This window comes from Xanthomonas sp. DAR 80977, assembly GCF_041240605.1.
Lineage (GTDB): Bacteria > Pseudomonadota > Gammaproteobacteria > Xanthomonadales > Xanthomonadaceae > Xanthomonas_A > Xanthomonas_A bundabergensis.
In genome coordinates this window covers 741,814-763,381 of the sequence record NZ_CP162487.1, presented here as the reverse complement: position 1 = coordinate 763,381, position 21,568 = coordinate 741,814, and the positions used below count along the sequence as shown (strand labels likewise).

General features: G+C 69.7%; 13 protein-coding genes and 2 pseudogenes. 7 read left to right on the top strand and 8 right to left on the bottom strand.

What is annotated here, in order from left to right; genetic code table 11:
• Positions 1-47: 47 nt before the first annotated feature.
• The 3 genes and pseudogenes from AB3X10_RS03355 to AB3X10_RS03345 all read left to right on the top strand — a co-directional run bounded on the left by AB3X10_RS03355 (position 48) and on the right by AB3X10_RS03345 (position 3,923).
• Complete coding sequence (locus AB3X10_RS03355) at positions 48-755, top strand: TetR/AcrR family transcriptional regulator (protein ID WP_369979067.1); 708 nt, start codon at positions 48-50, stop codon at positions 753-755.
• Positions 752-2,024 (top strand): annotated as a pseudogene (locus AB3X10_RS03350) (cytochrome P450); the annotation flags it as partial. The gene AB3X10_RS03355 and the pseudogene AB3X10_RS03350, both read left to right, overlap by 4 nt.
• Positions 2,004-3,923 carry a diflavin oxidoreductase gene (locus AB3X10_RS03345; RefSeq protein WP_369981622.1) on the top strand — a complete coding sequence of 640 codons (1,920 nt, stop codon included), beginning with the start codon at positions 2,004-2,006 and terminating at the stop codon, positions 3,921-3,923. The pseudogene AB3X10_RS03350 and the gene AB3X10_RS03345, both read left to right, overlap by 21 nt.
• A 104-nt stretch (positions 3,924-4,027) precedes the next feature.
• On the opposite strand, the gene AB3X10_RS03340 is transcribed toward AB3X10_RS03345, so the two are convergent.
• Positions 4,028-4,183 carry a hypothetical protein gene (locus AB3X10_RS03340; protein WP_369979065.1) on the bottom strand — a complete coding sequence of 52 codons (156 nt, stop codon included), beginning with the start codon at positions 4,181-4,183 and terminating at the stop codon, positions 4,028-4,030.
• Positions 4,184-4,424: 241 nt separating this feature from the next.
• Here AB3X10_RS03340 and AB3X10_RS03335 point away from each other — a divergent pair, with 241 nt between their 5' ends.
• The 4 genes from AB3X10_RS03335 (at position 4,425) to AB3X10_RS03320 (ending at position 8,696) form a co-directional block, all read left to right on the top strand.
• The gene (locus AB3X10_RS03335; RefSeq protein ID WP_369979063.1) at positions 4,425-4,904 is read left to right on the top strand and encodes a VOC family protein; all 480 of its coding nucleotides are present in this window, start codon (positions 4,425-4,427) and stop codon (positions 4,902-4,904) included.
• 550 nt (positions 4,905-5,454) lie between these two features.
• The gene (locus tag AB3X10_RS03330; RefSeq protein WP_369979061.1) at positions 5,455-6,972 is read left to right on the top strand and encodes an FAD-dependent monooxygenase; all 1,518 of its coding nucleotides are present in this window, start codon (positions 5,455-5,457) and stop codon (positions 6,970-6,972) included.
• Positions 6,973-6,985: 13 nt separating this feature from the next.
• Positions 6,986-7,624: a TetR/AcrR family transcriptional regulator gene (locus tag AB3X10_RS03325; RefSeq protein ID WP_369979059.1), complete on the top strand. Its 639-nt coding sequence runs from the start codon at positions 6,986-6,988 to the stop codon at positions 7,622-7,624.
• An 82-nt stretch (positions 7,625-7,706) separates the two neighbouring features.
• Positions 7,707-8,696 carry an MBL fold metallo-hydrolase gene (locus AB3X10_RS03320; protein ID WP_369979057.1) on the top strand — a complete coding sequence of 330 codons (990 nt, stop codon included), beginning with the start codon at positions 7,707-7,709 and terminating at the stop codon, positions 8,694-8,696.
• A gap of 23 nt (positions 8,697-8,719) precedes the next feature.
• Here the strand turns inward: AB3X10_RS03320 and AB3X10_RS03315 are convergent.
• The 7 genes and pseudogenes from AB3X10_RS03315 to AB3X10_RS03285 form a co-directional block, all read right to left on the bottom strand.
• Positions 8,720-8,962, bottom strand: a pseudogene (locus AB3X10_RS03315) (M24 family metallopeptidase); the annotation flags it as partial.
• Between the two features lie 25 nt (positions 8,963-8,987).
• Positions 8,988-10,292 carry a PQQ-dependent sugar dehydrogenase gene (locus AB3X10_RS03310; protein WP_369979055.1) on the bottom strand — a complete coding sequence of 435 codons (1,305 nt, stop codon included), beginning with the start codon at positions 10,290-10,292 and terminating at the stop codon, positions 8,988-8,990.
• The gene (locus tag AB3X10_RS03305; RefSeq protein WP_369979053.1) at positions 10,285-10,728 is read right to left on the bottom strand and encodes a DUF2231 domain-containing protein; all 444 of its coding nucleotides are present in this window, start codon (positions 10,726-10,728) and stop codon (positions 10,285-10,287) included. Before AB3X10_RS03305 ends, AB3X10_RS03310 begins: the two co-directional genes overlap by 8 nt.
• Before the next feature lie 185 nt (positions 10,729-10,913).
• Entirely contained in the window at positions 10,914-12,071 is a 1,158-nt protein-coding gene (locus tag AB3X10_RS03300; RefSeq protein WP_369979051.1) for a LacI family DNA-binding transcriptional regulator, read from the bottom strand.
• A 78-nt stretch (positions 12,072-12,149) separates the two neighbouring features.
• Positions 12,150-14,594 (bottom strand): GH92 family glycosyl hydrolase, encoded by a 2,445-nt coding sequence (locus AB3X10_RS03295; protein WP_369979049.1) that lies wholly within the window; start codon positions 14,592-14,594, stop codon positions 12,150-12,152.
• 134 nt (positions 14,595-14,728) lie between these two features.
• Entirely contained in the window at positions 14,729-17,830 is a 3,102-nt protein-coding gene (locus AB3X10_RS03290; protein WP_369979047.1) for a TonB-dependent receptor, read from the bottom strand.
• A 293-nt stretch (positions 17,831-18,123) separates the two neighbouring features.
• Positions 18,124-21,516, bottom strand: a complete 3,393-nt coding sequence (locus tag AB3X10_RS03285; protein WP_369979045.1) for a GH92 family glycosyl hydrolase — start codon at positions 21,514-21,516, stop codon at positions 18,124-18,126.
• Positions 21,517-21,568: the final 52 nt, after the last annotated feature.

Sequence of the window (21,568 nt, the reverse complement as noted above, 5' to 3'; positions counted from 1 at the left end):
GGCTGCCATTAAATGTACAAATGAACATTTATGCAGGGATACCGACCATGGCGGCAAGGCCACCCCCGCGACCCCGCGGCCGCCCACCAGGCAAGGACCAGGCCGACGGCCGCCAGGCGCTGCTGTCGGCGGCCACCGGCGGCTTCGCCCGCTACGGCTTCGAGCGGGCCGATATCCGCACCATCGCCGCCGCCGCAGGGGTAAGCCCGAACCTGGTGCGCGTGCATTTCGGCAGCAAGGCCGAACTGTGGAATGCCTGCGTGAACCAGCTTGCGCAGGACGCGACCCCGCGGCTCGCGGCCATGGCGCACCTGACCCACCACGACCAGCGCCCGCTGCACGAACGGCTGACGGACGCCATCCTGATCATGGCCGCGTTCTACGAGGCCAACCCAGCGGTACGCGACTTCGTCGCGCGCGTGATGTCGGAACGTCCCGAGCGCGCCGCCGTCGTCGCCGAGCAGTTGCTGCGACCGGCCTATGAGGCCGGCCATGCGCTGATCCTTGCCGGGATCGAGGCCGGCATCGTGAAGGCGACGCATCCGGCGCTGTTCTTCGTGCTGCTGAACAGCATGCTGAGCCAGCCGCCGGAATTCCCGCAATTGCTGGCGCGGCTGGCGCCGGAGATCGCGCCGAGCCAGGCCCGCGCGCGGCTGGTCGACACCGTCCTCGCCACCCTGCTGCATCCCCCGCACCGCGACGCCGGTCCCGCGCCGGTCGCCACGCCGCGCACTTCCCAGGAAGGCACCCCATGACGCAGACAATCCCGCAACCGCGTTCGCTGCCGCTGCTCGGCAATTTCCACCATCTCGATGGCGATGCGCCGGTGCAGAGCCTGATGCGGCTCGCCAAGGCGCACGGCCCGATCTTTCGCCTGAACAGCGGCCCGCTGTCGCTGACCGTGCTGAGCGGACAGGAACTGGTGGACGAGGTCTGCGACGAGACCCGCTTCGAGAAGAAGCTGCACCGGCCGCTGCAATCGCTGCGCGACCTCGGCGGCGACGGCCTGTTCACCGCCTACAACGACGAACCCAACTGGGCCAAGGCGCACCGGCTGCTGATGCCCGCGTTCGGTCCGATCGGCGTGCGCGCGATGTTCGGGCGCATGGAGGACATCGCCGAACAGATGCTGCAGCGCTGGGAACGGTTCGGACCGGACGCGGTCATCGACGTGGCCGACAACATGACCCGGCTGACGCTGGACACGATCGCGCTGTGCGCCTTCGACTACCGCTTCAACAGCTTCTACCAGAACGAGATGCATCCCTTCGTCGCGGCGATGGTGGGCGCGTTGGCCGAGGCCGGATCGCGCGCGCGCCGGCCCGACATCGCCAATCGCCTGCTGGCGCCCGGCCGGCGCCGCTACGAGGCCGACCTGGCGATGATCCGCAGCGTCGCCGACACCTTGATCGCCGAACGCAGGGCCGACCCGGAGGCGGCCTCGCGCGACGACCTGCTCAACCTGATGCTGTACGGACGCGACCAGGCGACCGGCGAGGCGCTGTCGGACGAGAACATCCGCTACCAGATGGTGACCTTCCTGATCGCCGGCCACGAGACGACCAGCGGCCTGCTGTCGTTCGCGCTGTATCTGCTGCTGCGCAATCCAGCGGCGATGGCGCGCGCGCCAGGCGGTGGACGCAGCGCTGGGCACGCGGCCGCCGCAGGTCGAGGACCTGGCCAAGCTGCGCTACATCGAGCAGGTCCTGCAGGAAACCCTGCGGCTGTGGCCCACCGCCCCGGCCTTCGCGGTCGCCGCGCGCGAAACCACGACACTGGCCGGCCGCTATGCGATCACGCCGCAGGACACGCTGCTGGTGCTGATTCCCGGCCTGCACCGCGACCCGGGCGTATGGGCGGATCCGGAAACGTTCCGGCCGGAGCGCTTCGCGCCCGAAGCGGCCGAACGGCTCCCGCCCAACGCCTGGAAACCGTTCGGCAACGGCGCGCGCGCCTGCATCGGGCGCGGCTTCGCAATGCAGGAGGCGCAACTGGTGCTGACGATGATCCTGCAACGGTTCGAACTGGAACAGGTCGATCCGAACTATCAACTCGAGGTGGCGGAAACGCTGACCTTGAAGCCGGAGGGCTTGCGCATCCGTGCGCGCCGGCGCGGCGACGTCGCACTGCGCCGGCGCAGCGCAGTGCCGTCCGCCCCGCAGAAAGCCCTGGCGCCGGCCACGACCCCGGCCGCGGGCAGCACGCCGCCGGGCACGCCGCTGCTGGTGCTGTACGGCGGCAATTCCGGCTCGTGCGAAGCGTTCGCGCAGCGGATCGGCGCCGACGCGGCGGCACAGGGCTATGCGCCGCTCGTGGCGCCGCTGGACGACTACGCCGGCCGCTTGCCGCGCGACGGCGCCGTGGTCGTGGCCGCCTCCTCCTACGAAGGCCAGCCGCCGGACAATGCGCGCCGCTTCCTCGACTGGATCGAAGGACTGGCCGCCGGCGATCTGGCCGGCGTGCGCTACGCCGTGTTCGGTTCCGGCAACCGGCAGTGGGCGCGCACCTACCAGGCGATCCCGAAGCGGCTGGATGCCGCATTCGCGGCGGCGGGCGCCGCACGTTTCAAGGCGCGCGGCGAAACCGACGCAGGCGGCGATTTCTTCGGCGGTTTCGATGCCTGGTACGCCGGACTGTGGCCCGCGCTCGGCCAGGCGCTGGGAAAAGCGACGACGGAGCAGGCCGCGCAGACGCTGGAGGTGGACATCGTCCCCTCCGCGCGGCTCGGCGCGCTGCGGCTGACCGAACTGGACCAGGGGCGCATCGTCGAAAATCGCGAGCTGGTCGACATGTCGGCGCCGTTCGCACGCTCCAAGCGCCACATCGAGATCGCCCTGCCCGAGGGCATGCGCTACCGCACCGGCGACTATCTCGCCGTGCTGCCGCGCAACTCCGCCGCGCAGGTCGAACGCGTGCTGCGGCGATTCGGCCTGGCCAGCGACACCCACGTGGTCATCGGCAAGCGGCCCGGCGCCGCATCCGGCCTGCCCAGCGGCTATCCGGTCGCCCTGGCCGACGTGCTGACCGACTACGTGGAACTGGCGCAACCGGCGACCCGCACGCAGGTGGCGCAACTGGCCGCGGCCACGCGCTGCCCGCCCGACCGCGACGCGCTGCAGGCGCTGGCGGCCGAACCGGCCTATGCCGGCGAGGTGCTCGCCAGGAAAACCAGCCTGCTCGACCTGCTGGAACGGTTCCCGGCCTGCGAACTGTCGCTGGGTGCCTTTCTCGGCGCGCTTCCCGCCATGCGCGCGCGGCAATACTCCATTTCCTCCTCGCCGTTGCGCGACCCGACGCAGTGTTCGCTGACCGTGGCCGTGCTCGATGCGCCGGCGCTATCGGGGATCGGGCGGCGGCGCGGCGTGGCCTCCACCCATTTGGCCAGCCTTGGCGAAGGCGCGCCGGTCGCGGTGGCGGTGCGGCCTTCGCAGGCGAGCTTCCACCCGCCGGAGGATCCGGCCACGCCGATCATCCTGGTCTGCGCCGGCAGCGGCATCGCGCCGTTCCATGGCTTCCTGCAGGAACGCGCGATCCAGAAGGCGGGCGGACGCGAGGTCGGCGAAGCCTTGTTGTTCTTCGGCATCGACCATCCCGACGTCGACTGCCTGTACAAGGAGGAATTGCAGCGCTGGCAGAACATGGGCGTGGTCGACGTCCGCTTCGCCTTCTCGCAAGCGCCACAGGACGGCGTGACCTACGTCCAGCACCGCATGTGGGAGGACCGCGAGCGGGTGTCGGCGCTGTTCCAGCAAGGCGCCACCGTGTTCGTGTGCGGCGACGGTGAGCACATGGCGCCCGCGGTATGCGACACCTTCGTGCGCATCTACCGCGACAGCATGGGCGTCAGCGCCGAGGACGCCAACGCCTGGGCCGACCGCATCGAACGCGAGCACGGCCGCTACGTCGCGGACATCTTCTCGTGACAACCGGCATCGCCATCGCCAACGCGCGCGGCAGGAACCGATGCGCGCCGCGTTGCAAGCGACCGTCCCGGGCGAAGGCGGCAGCCCAGGCCGCCGCCCTGCCGCTATTTCTTCGACGCCGCGTCGACGTCGCTCTTGGTCGCGGCCGCATCCTGGGCCGGGCGGTTGCGGTTCTTCTTGGCCCGGGTCACCAGGTAGAAGGCCGAGCCGATGAACAGGATGAACAGCCCGGCGACCCAAGGCATCAATGTGGTGTCCATATGACACTCCGTCAGTGTGTGCAGCCGCTAACACACCACATGCGAGGTGAAGGGGGCGCTTAGCGCAGGCCTGGCATCCCCATACCGGCCGTGGCGGGCACACGTTCCCGACCGGCTGCTGCGGTAGGCTTGCGACGGCATCGGTTGCGGAGCCGTGCGCCCGCCACGGTCGCACGCCCTGCCGGGTTGTCCAGCGGCGCTCCGCCCGACTGCATATCCCTGTCCATCCAGGAGAGCCGAGATGACCAGCAAGAACACGATCTGCCTGTGGTTCGACGGCACCGCGCTCGACGCCGCGACGTTCTATGCCGAAACCTTTCCCGACAGCGCGGTGACGGCCGTGTACCGCGCACCCGGCGACTATCCCGCCGGCAAGCAGGGCGACGTGCTGACGGTCGAGTTCACTGTGGCAGGCATCCCCTGCCTCGGCCTCAACGGCGGCCCGTCGGTCAAGCACAGCGAGGCCTTCTCGTTCCAGGTGGCGACCGACGACCAGGCCGAGACCGACCGCCTGTGGCACGCGATCGTCGGCAACGGCGGCCAGGAAAACGCCTGCGGCTGGTGCAAGGACAGGTGGGGGCTGTCGTGGCAGATCACCCCGCGCGCGCTGACCGAGGCGATCGCCGATCCCGATCCGGCAGCGGCCAAACGCGCGTTCGACGCGATGATGGGCATGACCAGGATCGACATCGCCGCGATCGAGGCCGCGCGCCGCGGCTGAAGCCTGCCGGTGTGCGGTGGTTCGGTCCGCCGCTGCCGGCGACGCTCCACACGCTCGCGACCTCAGGCGTCTGCCGAAGCGCTCTCGTCGCTGGTGTTGCGTCCGCCGGCCGCGGATCTGCGTCGCACGCCGCGTGGCACCGGTTCCGCGATGTCACGCAGCGCGGTATCGCCGAACACGTGGCCAGGGTCGCCCAGTTGCTGGTGATCACCCCGCCCTCGAAGCCGCCGAGCAGGCGGTTGAGCAGCGCGATCGGGCGCTCGTTCAGGGCTACAGGCTGTCTCGCCAGGCAGGCCAATCCGCGCCGCCAGCTGCGGAATGTTCGCCGCTCACGATGCGTCGACGATGGGACCGCGCACGAATCTGCGCATTTCTTGCGGGTATTGGCCGCAATCGCCGCACAACAAAAAATCCTTGCCCTTCATCGTGTCTGCCAACGGACCAAGCGGCCGCAGCAATCGATGCGTGTGGAAATCGGCCGTGCCGCTTGACGGCCAGGCCTCGGCCTGAGATAAATGACCCACGGGTCATTTATTGAGGGCAACACGTCATGGCCGACATTCTGATCGTGGGCGCCGGCCCCACCGGGCTCAATCTGGCGTTGTGGCTGACCAGGCAGGGCGTGAGCGTGCGCATCGTCGACAAGAGCACCGGTCCGGGCGAGACCTCGCGCGCCATGGCGGTGCAGGCACGCACCCTCGAGCTGTACCGCCAGGTAGGCATCGCGGACGCGGTCGTCGCCGCCGGCCATCGCACCCCGGCGATGAATCTGTGGGCACGCGGCAAACACCGCGCGCGGATCGCGCTGCTGGATTCCGCGGCGGGCATCTCGCCCTACCCGTTCGTGCTGGTGTACCCACAGGACCAGCACGAGCGCCTGCTGATCGCACAGCTGCAAGCACTGGGCGTGGCCGTCGAGCGCGAGACCGAACTGCTCTCCTTCGAGGACCACGGCGATCGCGTCGCCGCGCGCCTGCGCCTGCCCGACGGCAGCGAACAGGCCGCAGACATCCGCTATCTGGCGGCCTGCGACGGTGCACGCTCGCCGGTGCGCCATCAGCTCGGCATCGGCTTCGAAGGCGGCACCTACAAGCAGGTGTTCTATGTCGCCGATGTCGAACTCGGCGGCCTGCAGTCGATGGACGAAGCGCATATCGCGCTGGGCGATGGCGACTTCATCCTCGTGCTGGCCTACAGCAACACCGGGCACTATCGGCTGATCGGCACCGTGCGCGACGCGCGCGCCGACCGGGCCGAGAGCCTGAGCTTCGCCGACGTCAGCCAGGACGCCATCCGCAATCTCGGCGTGCGCATCGACAAGGTCAACTGGTTCTCGACCTACCGCGTGCACCACCGCGTCGCCGACGCGTTCCGCCGCGGTCGCGTGTTCCTGCTCGGCGATGCCGCGCACGTCCACAGTCCGGTCGGCGGCCAGGGCATGAACACCGGCATCCTCGACGCCATCAACCTGTCCTGGAAGCTCGCCGACGTGCTCAAGGGCCGCGCGCCCGACGCCGTGCTCGACAGCTACGCCGCCGAGCGGCAGGCATTCGCGCGCACCCTGGTCAACACCACCGACCGCGCCTTCACCCTGGTCACCGCCGAAGGCAGCGTCGCCGGTTTCATCAGGACCTACGTCGCCCCGACCCTGGCCAGCCTGGCCTACCGGCTGCGCAACGTCAGCGAGCTGATGTTCCGCACCGTGTCGCAGACGATGCTGCACTACCGCGACAGCCCGCTGAGCGCCGGCAAGGCCGGCGACGTCGCCGGCGGCGATCGCCTGCCGTGGGTGCAAACCGCCGACGCCGACAACTACGCACCGTTGACGCAGATCGGCTGGCAGCTGCACATCTACGGCAGCGCGCCGCCCGGGCTGCAGGCATGGTGCGACGCCCGTGGCATCGCCCTGCGCGTCTTCGCCTGGTGCCCCGAACACCGCGCTGCCGGCTTTGCGCAGGACGCGGCCTATCTCGTGCGTCCCGACGGCTATGTCGCCCTCGCCGCTGCCGATGCGTCGCTCACGGCGCTGGATGCGTATCGTGTGGCCCACGGATACAGCCTGCACTGAGCCTCGAGACCGCATGACGCAACCGACACCCAAATGGAAACGCCGCAAGGACGACCGCCCTGCGGAGATCCTCAGCGCCGCGCTCGACGCATTCGCCGAGAACGGCTTTGCCGAGACCAAACTTGCGGACGTGGCAAAACGCGCGGGCGTGGCGAAAGGCACGCTGTACCTGTATTTCGACAACAAGCAGGACCTGTTCGCCGCGGCCGTGCGCCACGGACTGTTGACCAACCTCGCGCCGATCGAACAGGCCGCCGCCAGCTTCGACGGCGGGCTCGCCGAGCTCACGACCATGCTGCTGTCGCGCGCCGCCGACCGCATGGGCGACCCGCGCCTGCCGGCGATCGTGCGCATGGTGATCGGCGAGAGCCGCGCGTTTCCGGAACTGGCCCGCATCTGGCACGCCGAGGCCATCGACCGGGTCATGTCCACCGTCGCCGGTATCATCGAGAAGGCCCAGGCGCGCGGCACGGCTCCCCCCGGCGATCCCAAGCTCTACGTGCTGTCGATCATGGGCCCGATGATGATGGCGATGCTGTTCCACCAGGTCTTCGGCAGCGACAGCGCGCACGCGCCAGACCTCGGCGCATTGGCCGAACAGCATGGGCGGCTGTTGCTGCACGGGATCGAGCCCAGAGCCGGCGAGGGATGAACCAAGATCAATGCTCGCCGCATCCATCGCCGCTGCGTAATCTCCATGGCCCCACCCTCGCATTGTCTGGAGCACACGCCCGATGGCCAACCCCTACTACGCCGGCCCCGTCAGCGACCACTTCGATGGAGTGCGCTTCTTCAATCCGGGCCAGCCGACCATCGACAACGGCCTGGGCAAGGTGCTGCGCTGGAAAGCGGCCATGGGCACGGTGCCGTGGCCCAAGCACGTGCCGGTGCACCCCGCCATTCCCGCGCCGCGGCACGATCGCCTGCGCGTCACCATGGTCGGCCATGCCAGCTTGCTGATCCAGGTGGCCGGCATCAACCTGCTCACCGACCCGGTCTGGTCGCAACGCGCCAGTCCCTCGCAGATCGCCGGTCCGAAGCGGGTCACGGCTCCAGGCGTGAGCTTCGCGGACCTGCCGCCGATCGATGCGGTGCTGCTGAGCCACAACCACTACGACCACTTCGACATCGCCACCTTGCGCAGGCTGCACGAAGCGCATCGCCCGCTGTTCGTGATGCCGCTGGGCAACGACATCCTGCTGCGCAACAGCGTTCCCGATGCACGGATCGCCACCGGCGACTGGCACGATCGGCTGCCGATCGGCGACGCCGCGACGGCGACCCTCACCCGCGCCAACCATTGGTCCAGCCGCGGCGTGCGCGACCGCAGGATGGCGCTGTGGTGCGGCTTCTTCGTCGAGACCGCGCGCGGTTCGATCTGGTTCGCCGGCGATACCGGCTACGGCGATGGCGCCATCTTTCGCGAGATCCGCGCCAGGCACGGCGCGCCCGATGTGGCGTTGATCCCCATCGGCGCCTACGCGCCGCGCTGGTTCATGGCGCCGCAGCACGTCGATCCCGCCGAGGCCGTGCGCATCTTCCAGGACACCGGCGCCCGGCATGCCCTGGGCATCCACTGGGGCACCTTCCAACTCACCGACGAAGGCCGCGAAGCGCCGCGCGAGGAGCTGGCGCACGCGCTGCGCCTGGCGGGCATCGCCGATGCCAGGTTCGTCGCCGCCGAGCCCGGACAGGTGTTCGACTTCGCCGATCCCGCGGCGTAGCGCTGCGCGCCTGTCGTTCCCCGTCAATCGATCCGGCAGAGCGGCTTCTCGCCGGGCCGCAACGTCAACACCCGCACGCCGCTGCGCGTCACCGCCACCGTGTGCTCGAACTGCGCCGACAGCTTGCCGTCGCGCGTCTGCACCGGCCATTGGTCCGGCAGCGCGCGGATCGCCGCGCGGCCCTGGTTGAGCATCGGCTCGATGGTGAACACCATGCCCTCCTGCAGTTCCAGCCCGGTGCCGGCATGGCCGTAGTGCAGGACCTGGTGGGCGGCGCGGGTCTGCGCTCGGTCAGAAACTCACGCGCCAGATGCTGTTGCCGACGTCGTCGGCGACCAGCAGCGCGCCGTCCCTGTCCTGCGCCAGGCCGACCGGGGCGCCGAACAGCTGCGACTGGTCCTGCGAGTGGAAGCCGCTGACCACGGTCTGCGGCGGGCCGGCCGGCCGCCCCTGCCGGAACGGCACGTAGACCACCTGGTAGCCGCTGAGCGGCGAGCGGTTCCAGCTGCCGTGCTCGGCCACGAACGCGCCTTCGCGGTACTTCGCCGGCAGCGTCTCGCCGCGGGAGAACCACAGGCCCAGCGCGGCCACATGCGAGCCCAGCGCGTAGTCCGGCTTGATCGCCTTGGCCACCAGGTCCGGCCGCTGATCCTTGACCTGCACATCCACGTTCTGCCCGTAATAGCTGTACGGCCAGCCGTAGAATCCGCCGTCCTGCACCGAGGTCAGGTAGTCGGGCACCAGATCGGCGCCGATCTCGTCGCGCTCGTTGGCGATCGCCCACAGCGCGCCGGTGTGCGGCTCCCACTGCAGTCCGGTCGGATTGCGGATGCCGGAAGCGAAGATGCGGCTGCTGGCCGAGGCGACATCCACTTCCAGCACGGCCGCGCGGCGGTACTCCACGTCCAGCCCGTTCTCGCCGATGTTGCTGTTGGAGCCCACGCCGACGTACAGCTTGCGTCCGTCGGGGCTGGCCAGCAGCGCCTTGGTCCAATGGTGCTCGATCGTGCCGGGGAGATCGACGAACAGCGTGCCGGCCGCGGTGATCTCGGTCTGGCCCGCGACGTAGGGAAACTTCATGATGCTGTCGGTGTTGGCGACGTACAGCGCATCGCCGATCAGCTGCACGCCGAACGGCGAGTGCAGGCCCTTCAGGAACGCATGCTGCTCCCACTTGCCGTCCGCGGTCCTGCGCAGCAGGGTGATGCGGTTGCCGCCCTTGGCGCTCTTGCCGGAACGGCCCTGGATCAGGCCGGCGATCAGCTGCTTGGGCGTGGTGACCGGCTCCATGCCCGGCGAGTTGGCCTCCACCACCAGCACGTCGTCGTTGGGCAGCACGTACAGCTGGCGCGGATGCTTCAGGCCGCCGGCGATCTTCTCGATCTTCAGGCCCGCCGCCACCGTGGGCGCCTGCCCCTCCTTCCAGCCCACGCCCTCGGGAACCTGCATCGGCGGCAGCAGGAAGTTGCGGGCCTGCGGCAACGGCGGCGCGTTGCCCGCCTGCTGGGTCGGTTCGAGCGAGGCCTTGCCGCTGCAGGCGGCCAGGGCCAGCGCGCAGCTCAGGGCGAAGGCGGACGTGCAAAGGCGCTCAGCCATGGACGTAACCCTCGCGTGGCGTGGTGCGGATGGCGATGAGCACGTGCCCGATCGCCAGCAGCGCGACCGTGGCGATCGAGAGCCAGAGGCCCGCGGGGACCACCGCATACGCATCGCGGCTGTGCACGAAGGAATTGAAGATGGCGGCGACGATGGCGAGCAGGTTCAACCAGAAGTCGAGCCGTTCCGCCGGCAGCGCGGAACGCCGCGCGGTGATCCAGACCTGGGTCAGATTGATCAGGCGCGGCACGATGGCGATGACCAGGCCGATCGCGATCAGCCAGGCCGCCGCCTTGGTCCACAGGATCACCCCGCTGCGGGCGTAGACGATGTCGAAGATCAGCGCGGCGACGAAGCAGCCGAACGGGATGGGGTTGAGCAGGCCGTAGAGGGCGTTGGCCACCACGGAACGGCGCGCTGCAGTCTGCAGATGCATGAGACGGCTCTCGACGAAGGGAGGAATGGGGCGAATCGCCCGCTCACCACGAAACCGCGGAACGCTCCGCTGTGGTGGTGCGACCCACTATCTGCCCGTCTCTGTCTAGAGGGTGTCGCGATGGCACGGCGTGCTCCGTCGTGTCGTCCGGACTCGCCCCTTCGGCCACACCCGCGAGCGCAGCGCTACGCGAGCGCGGGAACGATCGGCGCTCCGCTGCTCTCGCGCACCGACAGGCGCACCGGCGCGATCGTCCTGCGCGGCGCGGCGCGGTCGTCCAGTTGCGCGAGCACCAGCTGCGCCGCTTGCCGGCCGCGCGCGCGCGGCTGCGCGGCGAGCGTGGTCAGCGCCGGCGTGCTCACCGCGGCTTCGGGGATGTCGTCGAAGCCGGTGACGGCGAAGTCCTGGCCGGGTCGGATGCCGCGCGCCAGCAGGCCCAGCATCAGGCCCAGCGCGACCGTGTCGTTGTAGCAGACCGCCGCGCTCGGCGGCGCCGCGACGGCGAACAGTTCGCCGTGGCGCGCGGCCGCTTCCAGGCGGTTGGGCGCCGACTCGATCAACCAGGCCGGGTCGACCGGCAACCCGGCGTTGCGCATCGCCTGCGCGTGGCCGGCGCGGCGCTGCCGGCACGAACTGGACGCGGCATGACCGCCGTAGAAGGCGATACGGCGGTGGCCCAACGCGATCAGGTGCTCGGTCGCCAGTTGCGCGCCGCGCTGGTTGTCCAGGCCCAGGAAGCCCCAGTCGTCGGCGCCGGCGAGTTCGCGGTTGAACAGCAGCACGTTCGCGCGCGCGTCCAGCACCGTGTGCAGCTCGGCGGCATCGCTGCCCTCGGCCGGCGACAGGATCACGCCCGCCGGCGTGTGCTCCATCAGCGAGCCCAGCACCGCCTGCTGCCGTGCGGGCGACTCGCCGGTGCTGCCGAGCAGGGTCACGTAGCCTTTCTCGCCCAGCGCCTCGTCCACGCCGGCCGCGAACTCGGCGAAGAACGGATTGGCCAGGTCGTTGATGACCAGCGCCACGCTGGTCGAGGTGCGCCGGCGCAGATTGGCCGCGCCGCGGTTGTAGACGTAGCGCTGCCGCTTCAGCTCCGCTTCCACCCGCGCGCGCGTGTCGGCATGGACCAGCGGGCTGCCGCGCAGCACCAGCGACACGGTCGCGCGCGAGACGCCGACCGCATCGGCGATGTCGGTGACGGTCACCACGCGCTGGCGATCGCGCCCCGCGGCGGCAGGCGCGGCCTGCCCTGCGCCATCCACCGCGTCAGGCGCCGGTGCCGCCTTGGGCGGGGCGGCCTTGGCCGCACGCGCGGATCCGGCACCGGGTGGACGCTTCTGGCGCATCGGATCGGTTCCCCTTGTGACGAGAGACGCGCAGCGTAAACCATCGGCTGTGCGGGACTGCCCGCGTGGTGCGCGGACTCAGCGCCAGCTCACCCCCGCCGCAGCGGGATCGGCGGCGCAGGGCGACAGCGGCAGGTCCTGCGGGCGCGTGCCCCAGCCCTGCGGCTGCGGCGCCTCGCTCAGCTCGAAGCGCAAGCGGCCGCCCTGGCGCAGCTGCGCCCAGTCCAGCCAGACCGGCGCCTGCGCGCGGCCGTCCAGGGTCACGCCGCGGATGTAGCGCAGCGCGCCGTCGCCGGCCTGCGGCGCGTCGATGCGCAGCGTGCGGCCCGGCCCGACGTCCAGCTCGATGCGCGAGAAGCGCGGCGCATGCAGCAGGAACTGCCCCGTGCCGGGCACCGCCGGATACAGGCCCATGGCGCTGAACAGATACCACGCCGACATCGTGCCCAGATCGTCGTTGCCGGTGACGCCGTTCGGCGCATTGGTGAACAGCGTCTGCGCCGCATGCAGCACGGTGCTGGTCTTCCATGGCTGGCCGATCAGCGTATACATCCACGGCGCGTGCAGATCGGGTTCGTTGTTGGGGTTGTAGCGGAACTGGCTGTAGTAGCTGTACGGCCCCACCACCCATTGCTTGCGCGCGGCGCCGGCCGGATCGGCCAGCAGCGCGTCGTAGGCGAAGAACGCGTCCAGGCGCCGCGCGGCCTGCTCCGGTCCGTGCATCGCCTGCACCAGGCCCGGCACGTCCTGCTGCGCCAGCCACTGGTACTGCCAGGCCGTGCCTTCATGGAAGCCGTGCTGCGAGCGCGGGTCGTAATGGCCCTCCGCCGGCGTGTACCACGCACCGTCCTCGGTGCGCGGCCGCGGGAAGCCGCTGAAGCCGGTCTCCGCATCGCGCGCCGACGGATCCCACACGGTGCGCCAGTTGCGCCCGCGGCGGTTCAGCACCGCAGCATCTTCGGCATGCCCGAGCGCGCCGGCCATCGTCGACAGTGCGCAATCGGCCAGCGCGTACTCCAGCGTCGCCGAGCCGCCGTGGTGCGGATCGACATCCATGCCCTTGGACGGGACCGCGCGGTCGTACTGCACGAAACTCTGCGCGAGGTAGTTGGCATTGCCGGACCGGCCGGCGTGCCGCGAGTTCAACGGCGGCATCTCGAAGGCGTTGCGGCGCAGCGCCGCATAGGCCTCGGCCTCGCGCCCCTGCAGCGCGCCGAAGCGCCACAGATCGACCAGGAACGGCGTGACCGGATCGCCGGTCATGACGTTGCTCTCGAAGTTGGCATAGCCCCAGCGCGGCAGCCAACCGCCTTGCGCGTCGATCGCCAGGAGCGAACGCGCGATGTCGGCGGCGCGCTGCGGCCGCAGCAGGGCCAGCAACTGGTTCTGCGAGCGGTAGGTGTCCCACAGCGAGAAATACTCGTGGTAGGTCCAGCCGTCGGCGCGGTGGATGAGGTCGTCGTAGCCGCGGTAACGGCCATCGGCATCGCTGCCGGTCAGCGGCTGCAGCAGCGCGTGGTACAGCGCCGTGTAGAACACCACGCGGTCGTCGCGGCTGCCGCCGTGCACGCGCACGCTGGCAAGCTCCCGATCCCACGCCTGCTGCGCGCGGGCGCGCATGGCGTCGAAGCCGAGCAGCCGGCCGTTGGCCATGCCCTCGCGGCGCAGGTTGTCGCGCGCACCCTCGGCATCCACGTGCGAGATCGCCGAGATCGCGGTGACCGCGCGGTCCTTGCCCAGGTCGAAACTGAGCCAGGCGCCGCTGGGCTTGCCCTCGCCCTCCATGCCATGGCGCGATCCCGGCACGCCGCCGGCCTCGCCCCAGGTGCCGAAGGCCTTGAACGGACGATCGAACTCCAGGCGGAACCAGGTGGTGTACTGATGGCCGCCGCAGAAGCTCTGGGTCACCAGCTTGCCTTCCACCACGCGGTCGCCAACCACGCTCAGGGTGCTGCCGGTGACGACATGGCGGGCGTTGGCCTGGCCGATGTTGACCAGCACATGGCCCTCGCCCGACGTCGCAAAGGTGTAGCGCTCGGCCGCCGCGCGGGTCAGCGCGGTGGCTTCGGCATCGATGCCGCCGTAATCGGTCAACCGCACCTTGTAGTAGCCGGCCTGGCCATGCTCGCCGTCGTGCTGGTAGCGCGCACCGTAGCGCGCGTGGTCGAACGCCTTCGGGTCGGCCGTATCGAACTCGCCGCCCGGGCCGATGCGCCCGGTCACCGGCAGCACCGAGACCTGCCCGCCCTGTTCCCAACAGCCGGCACCGGAGAGGAAGGAATGGCCGAAGCCGCGGATCTGCGGATCGTCGTAGCGCCAGCCCGCGTAGTGCGCGCCGATCGGGCTGACCTGGATCATCCCGAACGGTGCGGACGCGCCGGGAAAGGTGTTGCCGTCGTCCTTGCTGCCGATGAAGGTGTTGACCTCGGCGCTGGGCCGTGGCGCGGCCGCCAGCGCCGGCGCGGCCAGCAACAAGGAAACGGCAAGCGTGCGGAGCAGGGAGGGCAGCGGGGGAAGCGTCATGCGGTGTGGTCCTGTGGTGAGCGACCGCCCCTGGCGACGGGAACGGTCGTGGCCTGCAATGAAAAACGGCGTCAGGCCCGCGCGGCCTCCCGCCGAACGGGAGTGCCGCATGGGCCCGGACACCAGGGGCGCGCCTAGAACTTGTAGGTCAGCCCCAGATACGCCAGCCGGCCGGCGTAGCCGCCGGTATAGAAACGATCGCGGGTGTCATCGCCCAGGTGCTGGCGCGTCTCCTGCTTGGTCAGGTTCAGCACCGACGCGGAGAGGCTGAGCGCCGGCGTGATGTTGTAGGCCGCGTTCAGATCGATCTGGTAGTACGGTTCCTCGTAGATGTTCAGCCCGTTGACCAGGCCCTGCACCAGTTCGCCGCGACGGTTGTACGAGGCGCGCAGCAGCAGGCGGTCGGTCTCGTAGAACACGGTGAGGTTGGTCTGGTTCTTGGCGCTGCCGGGCATGGAGGTCTTGCCGACCTCGGTCCCGTCCTCCAGCCGCACCGCCGCCTTGCTGGCATCGTTGTAGGTGTAGTTGAACTGCACCCCGAGGCCGGATGCCAGCGTGTGCTGCGCGTACAGCTCCACGCCCTGCGAGACCGCATCCTGGCCGCCGGCCTGGGTGCTGTAGTTCTGCACGGTGACCATCTGCCCGTCGACCATCATGCTCACGTCGCTGATCACGCCGACGGCGAAGTTCTCCACGTTCTTGCGGAACAGCCCCACGCCCGCCACCGAGCCCGGCTGGAAGTACCACTCCAGCCCCAGGTCGAACTGGGTGGCCTTGTAGGGCTCCAGGTTCTTGTTGCTGCCCGAGCCGTACCAGCCCTGCTCGCTGGCACCGCCGGTCAGGCGCCGGTCGGCCACGTACTCGGGGCTGTAGTACTCCAGGCTGCCGGGGGCGGCGATGTCGGTGTAGCTGGGGCGTGCGATCACCTTCGACGCCGCCGCGCGCAACAGCAGGTTCTCGGTCAGGTCGTAGGCCAGGTTGAAGCTCGGCAGCACGTCGGTGTAGTTGCGGTCCAGGCCGCTGATGACGAACGACTCGTTGCGTTGCTCGCTGTCCGACAACCGCCAGTAGCCTTCGGTGCCGCAGTAGGTGTCGGCCGGGGCGCCGGTGGGCATGGCGGCGCCCTGCTGGCAGGCCAGCGGATTGCCGTCGGCGCCGTCGAAGAAGTAGTCGTTGTAGGCGGTCACCTTGTCGGTGGAATCGGCGTGCTGGCCGGTGCGCGCCACCCGCACGCCCACGTTGCCGCGCAGGCGCTCGGTGTGGAAGTTGAGTTGCAGGTAGGTGGAATAGATCTTCTCGTCGACGTTGTAGACGAAGTTGTCTTCGCTGCGGGTCTGCATCGCGCCGTAGGTGTTGTTCAAGTAGCCGATGTAGCCCGGGAAGTTGATCGCCGGAAACGCACTGGCCTTCACCCCGCCGGGGAAGTTGTCCATCGCATACAGCAGGTCCGGCGAGAACTGCGTGGCGATGGCGTTGCAGCGCCCGTTCCAGTAGCGGTTGTCGTAGTCGCCCGGGTCGGTGCCCGGACACACCCAGTAGTTGTTGCCGGTGTTGCGGTGGATGCCGCCGTCGCGACGCTTGAGCCCGAACTGCAGCGAATCGAAGACCTCGCCGTCGATATGCCAGGTGGTGTCGATCTGCGCGTACTTCTGCTGATTCGTGTTGCGGGTCCAGGACGAGCCGGTCGAACCCAGATCCACCTGCAGGATGCCGTCGCGCAGGTTCTGCATCAGTTCCGGCGAGAACGTCATGGTCGGGGTGCCGGTCAGGTCCCAGGCGCTGGCGAAGTTGCCGTTGGTCCAGCTGCCGTCGGGGTTCTGCAGGCGCGGCTTGATCGGCAGCGAGAACTGCAGCTCCGGCCCACCCTTGGCCCAGGTGCGGCCGGCCTTGAAGGACACGTCCACGGTCTCGCCACGCCACTCGCCGCCCAGGTCCACCGTCTGCGACAACGATTTTTCGATGTTGTAGCTGCCCGTGATCTGCGGCGTGGGTACGGTGCAATCGTCCGAGCCCCAGCCGCCCGGCGGCAGGCCGGCCGCCGCGGCCTGGGCCTCGCTGCAGTAGTACGCCTTGCCCGGATGCAGGCTGTAGTCGGCGCCGGTGACGATGGTGCCGCTGGGATCGAAGTGCAGCCCGTCGAGCAGGCGACCGCCGCGCCAGTTGCCGTCGCCGTAGTAGCGCGCGATGTTCCACTCGGGAATCTTGACGGTGTTGGTCTGCGAGTTCTGCGAGAGATCGAAGCGGAAGTAGTTCGCGGTCAGGGTCAGGTCGTCGGTCGGCTTGAACTGGAAGGTCAGCTGGCCGCCCTTGCGCTCGCGCTCCTCCTGCTTGACGTCCAGGCTGACCGCGGTCGGCATCATGAAGCCTGTGCGGTAATTGCCGTTCTGGTCCCAGAAGCCGGTGCCGCCCCACCAGTTGGAGTTGAACGCCGACGGATTGCCGTTCACGTCCACGGCCGGGCCGACTTCGTCGCGGCCGTACCACTGCCAGCTCTCGGTGCTGGCGTCCAGGGTACGCGCCGTGCGCTTCTGCTGCGTATAACCGACGAACACGCCGAAGCGGTTGTCCTTGTCGTGCCAGGAGTACGAACCGGAGAACTGGCCATCGGTCTTCTTGCTGGTATCGGCCCAGGTGCCCTCGACCGAGACGAAGCCGGAATTGGGCTCCAGTTCCAGCGGGCGCCGCGTGTGCAGGATCACCGTGCCGCCGATGCCGCCTTCGTCCAGGCGCGCTTCCGGCGTCTTGTACAGTTCCGCGCTGCCCAGCAGGTTGGCCGGCAGCAGCGTGTAGTTGAACGAACGCGTGGGGTCGCCGTTGGACTCGGCAGTGGCGATGTAGTTGCCGTTCAACTCGGTCAGCACCAGCTCCGAGGACAGGCCGCGCACGCTGACGTTCTTGCCCTCGCCGCCGTCGCGGCTGATCACCACGCCCGGCACGCGCTGCAGCGCATCGGCCACGTTCTTGTCGGGGAACTTGCCGACGTCCTCGGCGGTGATCACGTCCACCACGGCATTGGCGTTGCGCTTCTGGTCCAGGCTCTTCTCGATCGCGTAGCGGTAGCCGGTGACCGTCACCGCGTCCAGGTCCTTGGCCTGCAGTTCGGCCTGGCCCGAGGGCGCTGGCGTGCTGTCGGCCTGCTGAGCGAAGGCGGTGGTGGAGGCGGCGCTCGCGCACAAGGCGATGGCGATCCCCACAGACAAGGTGCTGCGGTGGCGTACATGTGGCATGCGGTTCATTTCAATCATCCTCTCCCAAAGATTGATCGGCTGCGGCGACGGGTTTCAATCGATCCAAAGACCGAACGGAACGTGTGCGCGTCGCGGCAGGAAAACATCCGGCGTCACTGCGGCGAGCCGGCCTTGCGTTTCTTTCCTCCTGTCCTGCACAAACCGGATTGGATCGTCCCAATCACGTGAAAAACCAGCTACCTCGGCACTTTCCGGCGAGCCCGCTATCGCGCCACCGGTCTAGCGGATTGCGTTCTCCTGCAGCGGGCGACGGACGTCGCACGCGCTGCGCTGTCGCCGCTTCATGGCGCGGCCTGCCGGGCCACCGGCTGCAACAGTTCGATCTCGGCCAGCGCCACGCCCTCGCCCGCCTCCAAGCGCAAGCGATACGCAGCGTAGGCGCCGGGTCGGGCGATGCGGAACGGCCGCAATTGCCGCGCCCAGGCGAACGCCTGCGCGCGCCGCTGGTCCAGCATGGTCCAGACGCCGTCGCCGTTGCGCCCTTCCAGCGTCCAGGCCAGGCCGGACAATGCGCTGTCGGCGTTGGTCAGCGTGTAGTGCGTGGCGCGCGTCGGTGTCGCCAAGCGCAGGTCGACGCTGGCGCCGGCCGGCAGCGACAGCGCCGTCGTCGCGTCGTCGTCGATCAATGCGGCGGCCTTGGCTTGTCCATTCACCGACACTGCCACCGCCTGCGACGCCACGTCCTGCAGGCTGCGCGGCGCGCTGCCCGGCGGCGTCAGCGACGGCGGCAGCGCAGCGGCGCCGCTGCCCCAGCGCGACGGGGTGTCGCCCATGACGAACTCCAGCGTGCCGCCGCCGGCGATGTCCCGATGGCGCAGCCAGGCCTTGTCCCACGGCTTGCCGTTGAGCGTGAGCGACTGCACGTACACGTTGCGCGCACTGTTGTTGCGCGCGATCACCACCAGCTTGCGGCCTGCGCCCAGCGCGACCTCGGCCCGCGGAAACGCCGGCGAGCCGATCACGTACTCCGGCGCGCCCATGCGCAGCGGATACAACCCGAGCATGGCGAACAGATACCACGCCGACATCTCGCCGTTGTCCTCGTCGCCAGGATAGCCTTGGCCGATCTCGCTGCCCAGGTACAGCCGGCGCAGCACCTCGCGGGTGAGGCGCTGCGTCTTCCACGGCTGCCCCGCCGCCACGTACATCCACGGAATGTGGTGCGAGGGCTGGTTGCTGTGCGCGTACATGCCCATGCGCACGTCGCGCGCTTCGGTCATCTCGTGGATGACGCCGCCGTAGCTGCCGGCGAACTGCGGGTCCGCCGTCTCTGGCGTGGCGAAGAAGGCGTCCAGCCGCGTCGCCAACGCGTCTTCGCCGCCCAGCAGCCCGGCCAGGCCGGCGGCGTCGTGCGGCGTGGTGAAGGCGAAGGTCCAGGCATTGGCCTCGGTGTAGTCGCCGCCCCACACGCGCGGATCGAACCCGGACGCCGGCACGCCCCACTGGCCGCTGGGCGTGCGCCCGCGGAAGAAGCCGGTGGCGGGATCGAACAGGGACACGTAGTCGGTGGCGCGCGCCTGGAAATACTCGGCCTCCTCGCGATAGCGCTGTGCGCGCTGCGGATCCGTGTCTTCCGCCGCCAGCGCCTGCGCCATCTGCGCCAGCCCGAAATCGTTGAGCGCGCTCTCCAGCGTCCACGACAGCCCTTCGTGCACGTCGTTGGCGGCGTAGCCGCGGTACATCGACCGGGCCAGCCCCTTGCGGCCGACGTTCGCCACCGGCGGCACCACCGTGGCATTGCGCAGCGCCGCGGCATAGGCCTCGTGCGCGTCGAAACCGCGCACGCCCTTCAGCCAGGCGTCGGCGAAGGCCACGTCGGAACTGGTGCCGACCATCAGGTCCGCATACCCCGGCGAGGACCAGCGCGCCACCCAGCCGCCATCGCGGTACTGCTGCAGGAAGCCATCGATCATCGCCCCGGCCTGCTCCGGCGCGAACAGCGCATAGGCCGGCCAACTGGTGCGGAAGGTGTCCCAGAAGCCGTTGTTGACGTAGACCTTGCCCGGCGCCACCGGCGCGGAGCTGCGCTCGGCGTCGCCGCCGGCGCTGTCCTTGGACCACGTGTTCTGGTCGGCATGCCGCCAATCCGGATGCGCCGCATCGCCGACGTTCTCGTGGGCGATGTTCGGATAGAGGAACAGCCGGTACAGATTGGAGTACAGCGTGACCCGCTGATCGTGGCTGGCGCCTTGCACCTGCACCCGTCCCAGCACCGCCTCCCACGCGTCCTGCGCGCGCGCCCGCACCACGTCGAACCCGGCGTCGCCGATCTCCTGCTGCAGATTGCGCTGCGCCTGCTCCACCGAGATCAGCGAGGTGGCGATGCGCATCACCACCTCGCGGTCGGCGCCCGGCGCGAACTTCACATAGCCGGTGGGCCGTCCCGTGGCGATCTTGCCGCTGGCGATCCACGGACGGTCGAAGCGCGCATACACGAACAGGCGCGTGGCGCCGTTGGACAGGCCGCTGCGCGTGTCGGAATAGCCGCGCAGCGTCTGCGTCGCCGCGTCCAGGGTCAGGCCGCCGCGCGCATCGACGTTGTCGAACAGCAGATTGGCGTCGCCGCCGCGCGGAAAGCGGAAACGGAAGATCGCCGCCCGCTCGCTCGGCGCCAGTTCGGCACGGATGCCGTTGTCGAAGTCCACCCGGTACAGATGCGGGCGCGCCTCTTCGTGGTCGTGGCCGAACGCCAGCGCGCGCTTGCCGCGGTCCGCCTCCGGCACCCCGCGCGTGGACGAGGGCATCACCTGGAAGGTCTGCCGATCGCCCATCCACGGACTGGGCTCGTGGCTGATCGACAGCGCCTGCAGACGCGGCCGGTTGTCGTCCCCGTTCTGCTCGTTCCAGCGGTACAGCCAGCCGAGCGAACCGGCATCGGTCGCCGGCACCCAGAAATTGAAGCCATGCGGCATCGCCGTGGCGGGAAGGTTGTTGCCGCGCGAGAACGTGCCGTTCGACTGCGTGCCGCGCGTGGTCACCACCTCGTCGCTCGGCCGTCGCGCCGCCTGCGGCGCTGCCTCGCGGCGCAGCGCGACATCGTCGATCCAGCCCGATGCCAGCTTGCCGGCGCCAGGCTGCACCTGCAACTCGATGGCGCGGATGCGCCTGCCGCGCAGGGCCGCCACCTCACCCAGCCGCACCTGCTTGAGCGCCCACTGCTGCGGATACAGCGTTTGCGACGCCGCCTGCCCCTGTGCGCTGACCAGCGCACCGTGCTGATCCTCCACGCCCAGCTCCGACAACCGGCGCCCATCGTCGAACAGCAGATCCACCGCCACACCGGTCGAGGCCACCGTGTCGCCGTCCACGATCTCCGGCAGCACCATCCACGACAGCACCGTGTCCGGCTCCACCGCCACATCGACCGCAAACAGCGACGCGCGCCCGGCCGCAGCGGCGCGATAGCGCAACGCGTGCAACCCGGTGTAGCCCATGCCGGCCTTGGCCGCGTAGGGATGCGCGGGGCCGTTGCCGACAGCGACCTGCACGCCCTGCTGGCCAGGCTGCGCGGCCGGCGCAGGCGCGGGTTCGCCGCGCTCGAACGATGAAGCGAAGCCGCTGTCGTCCGCGCACGCCGCGCCGGTGCCTGCCAGCAGCAACGCCGCCGCAACGACGGACGCCAGCCACCGGCGCGAAGCATCAGGCAGGTGCGCGAAGGGCGGGCGGAACGTCATGGCAGGCTCCCAGGAAGTGGCGGTCGGTGGCACTCCGCGGCGCGCATGTCTG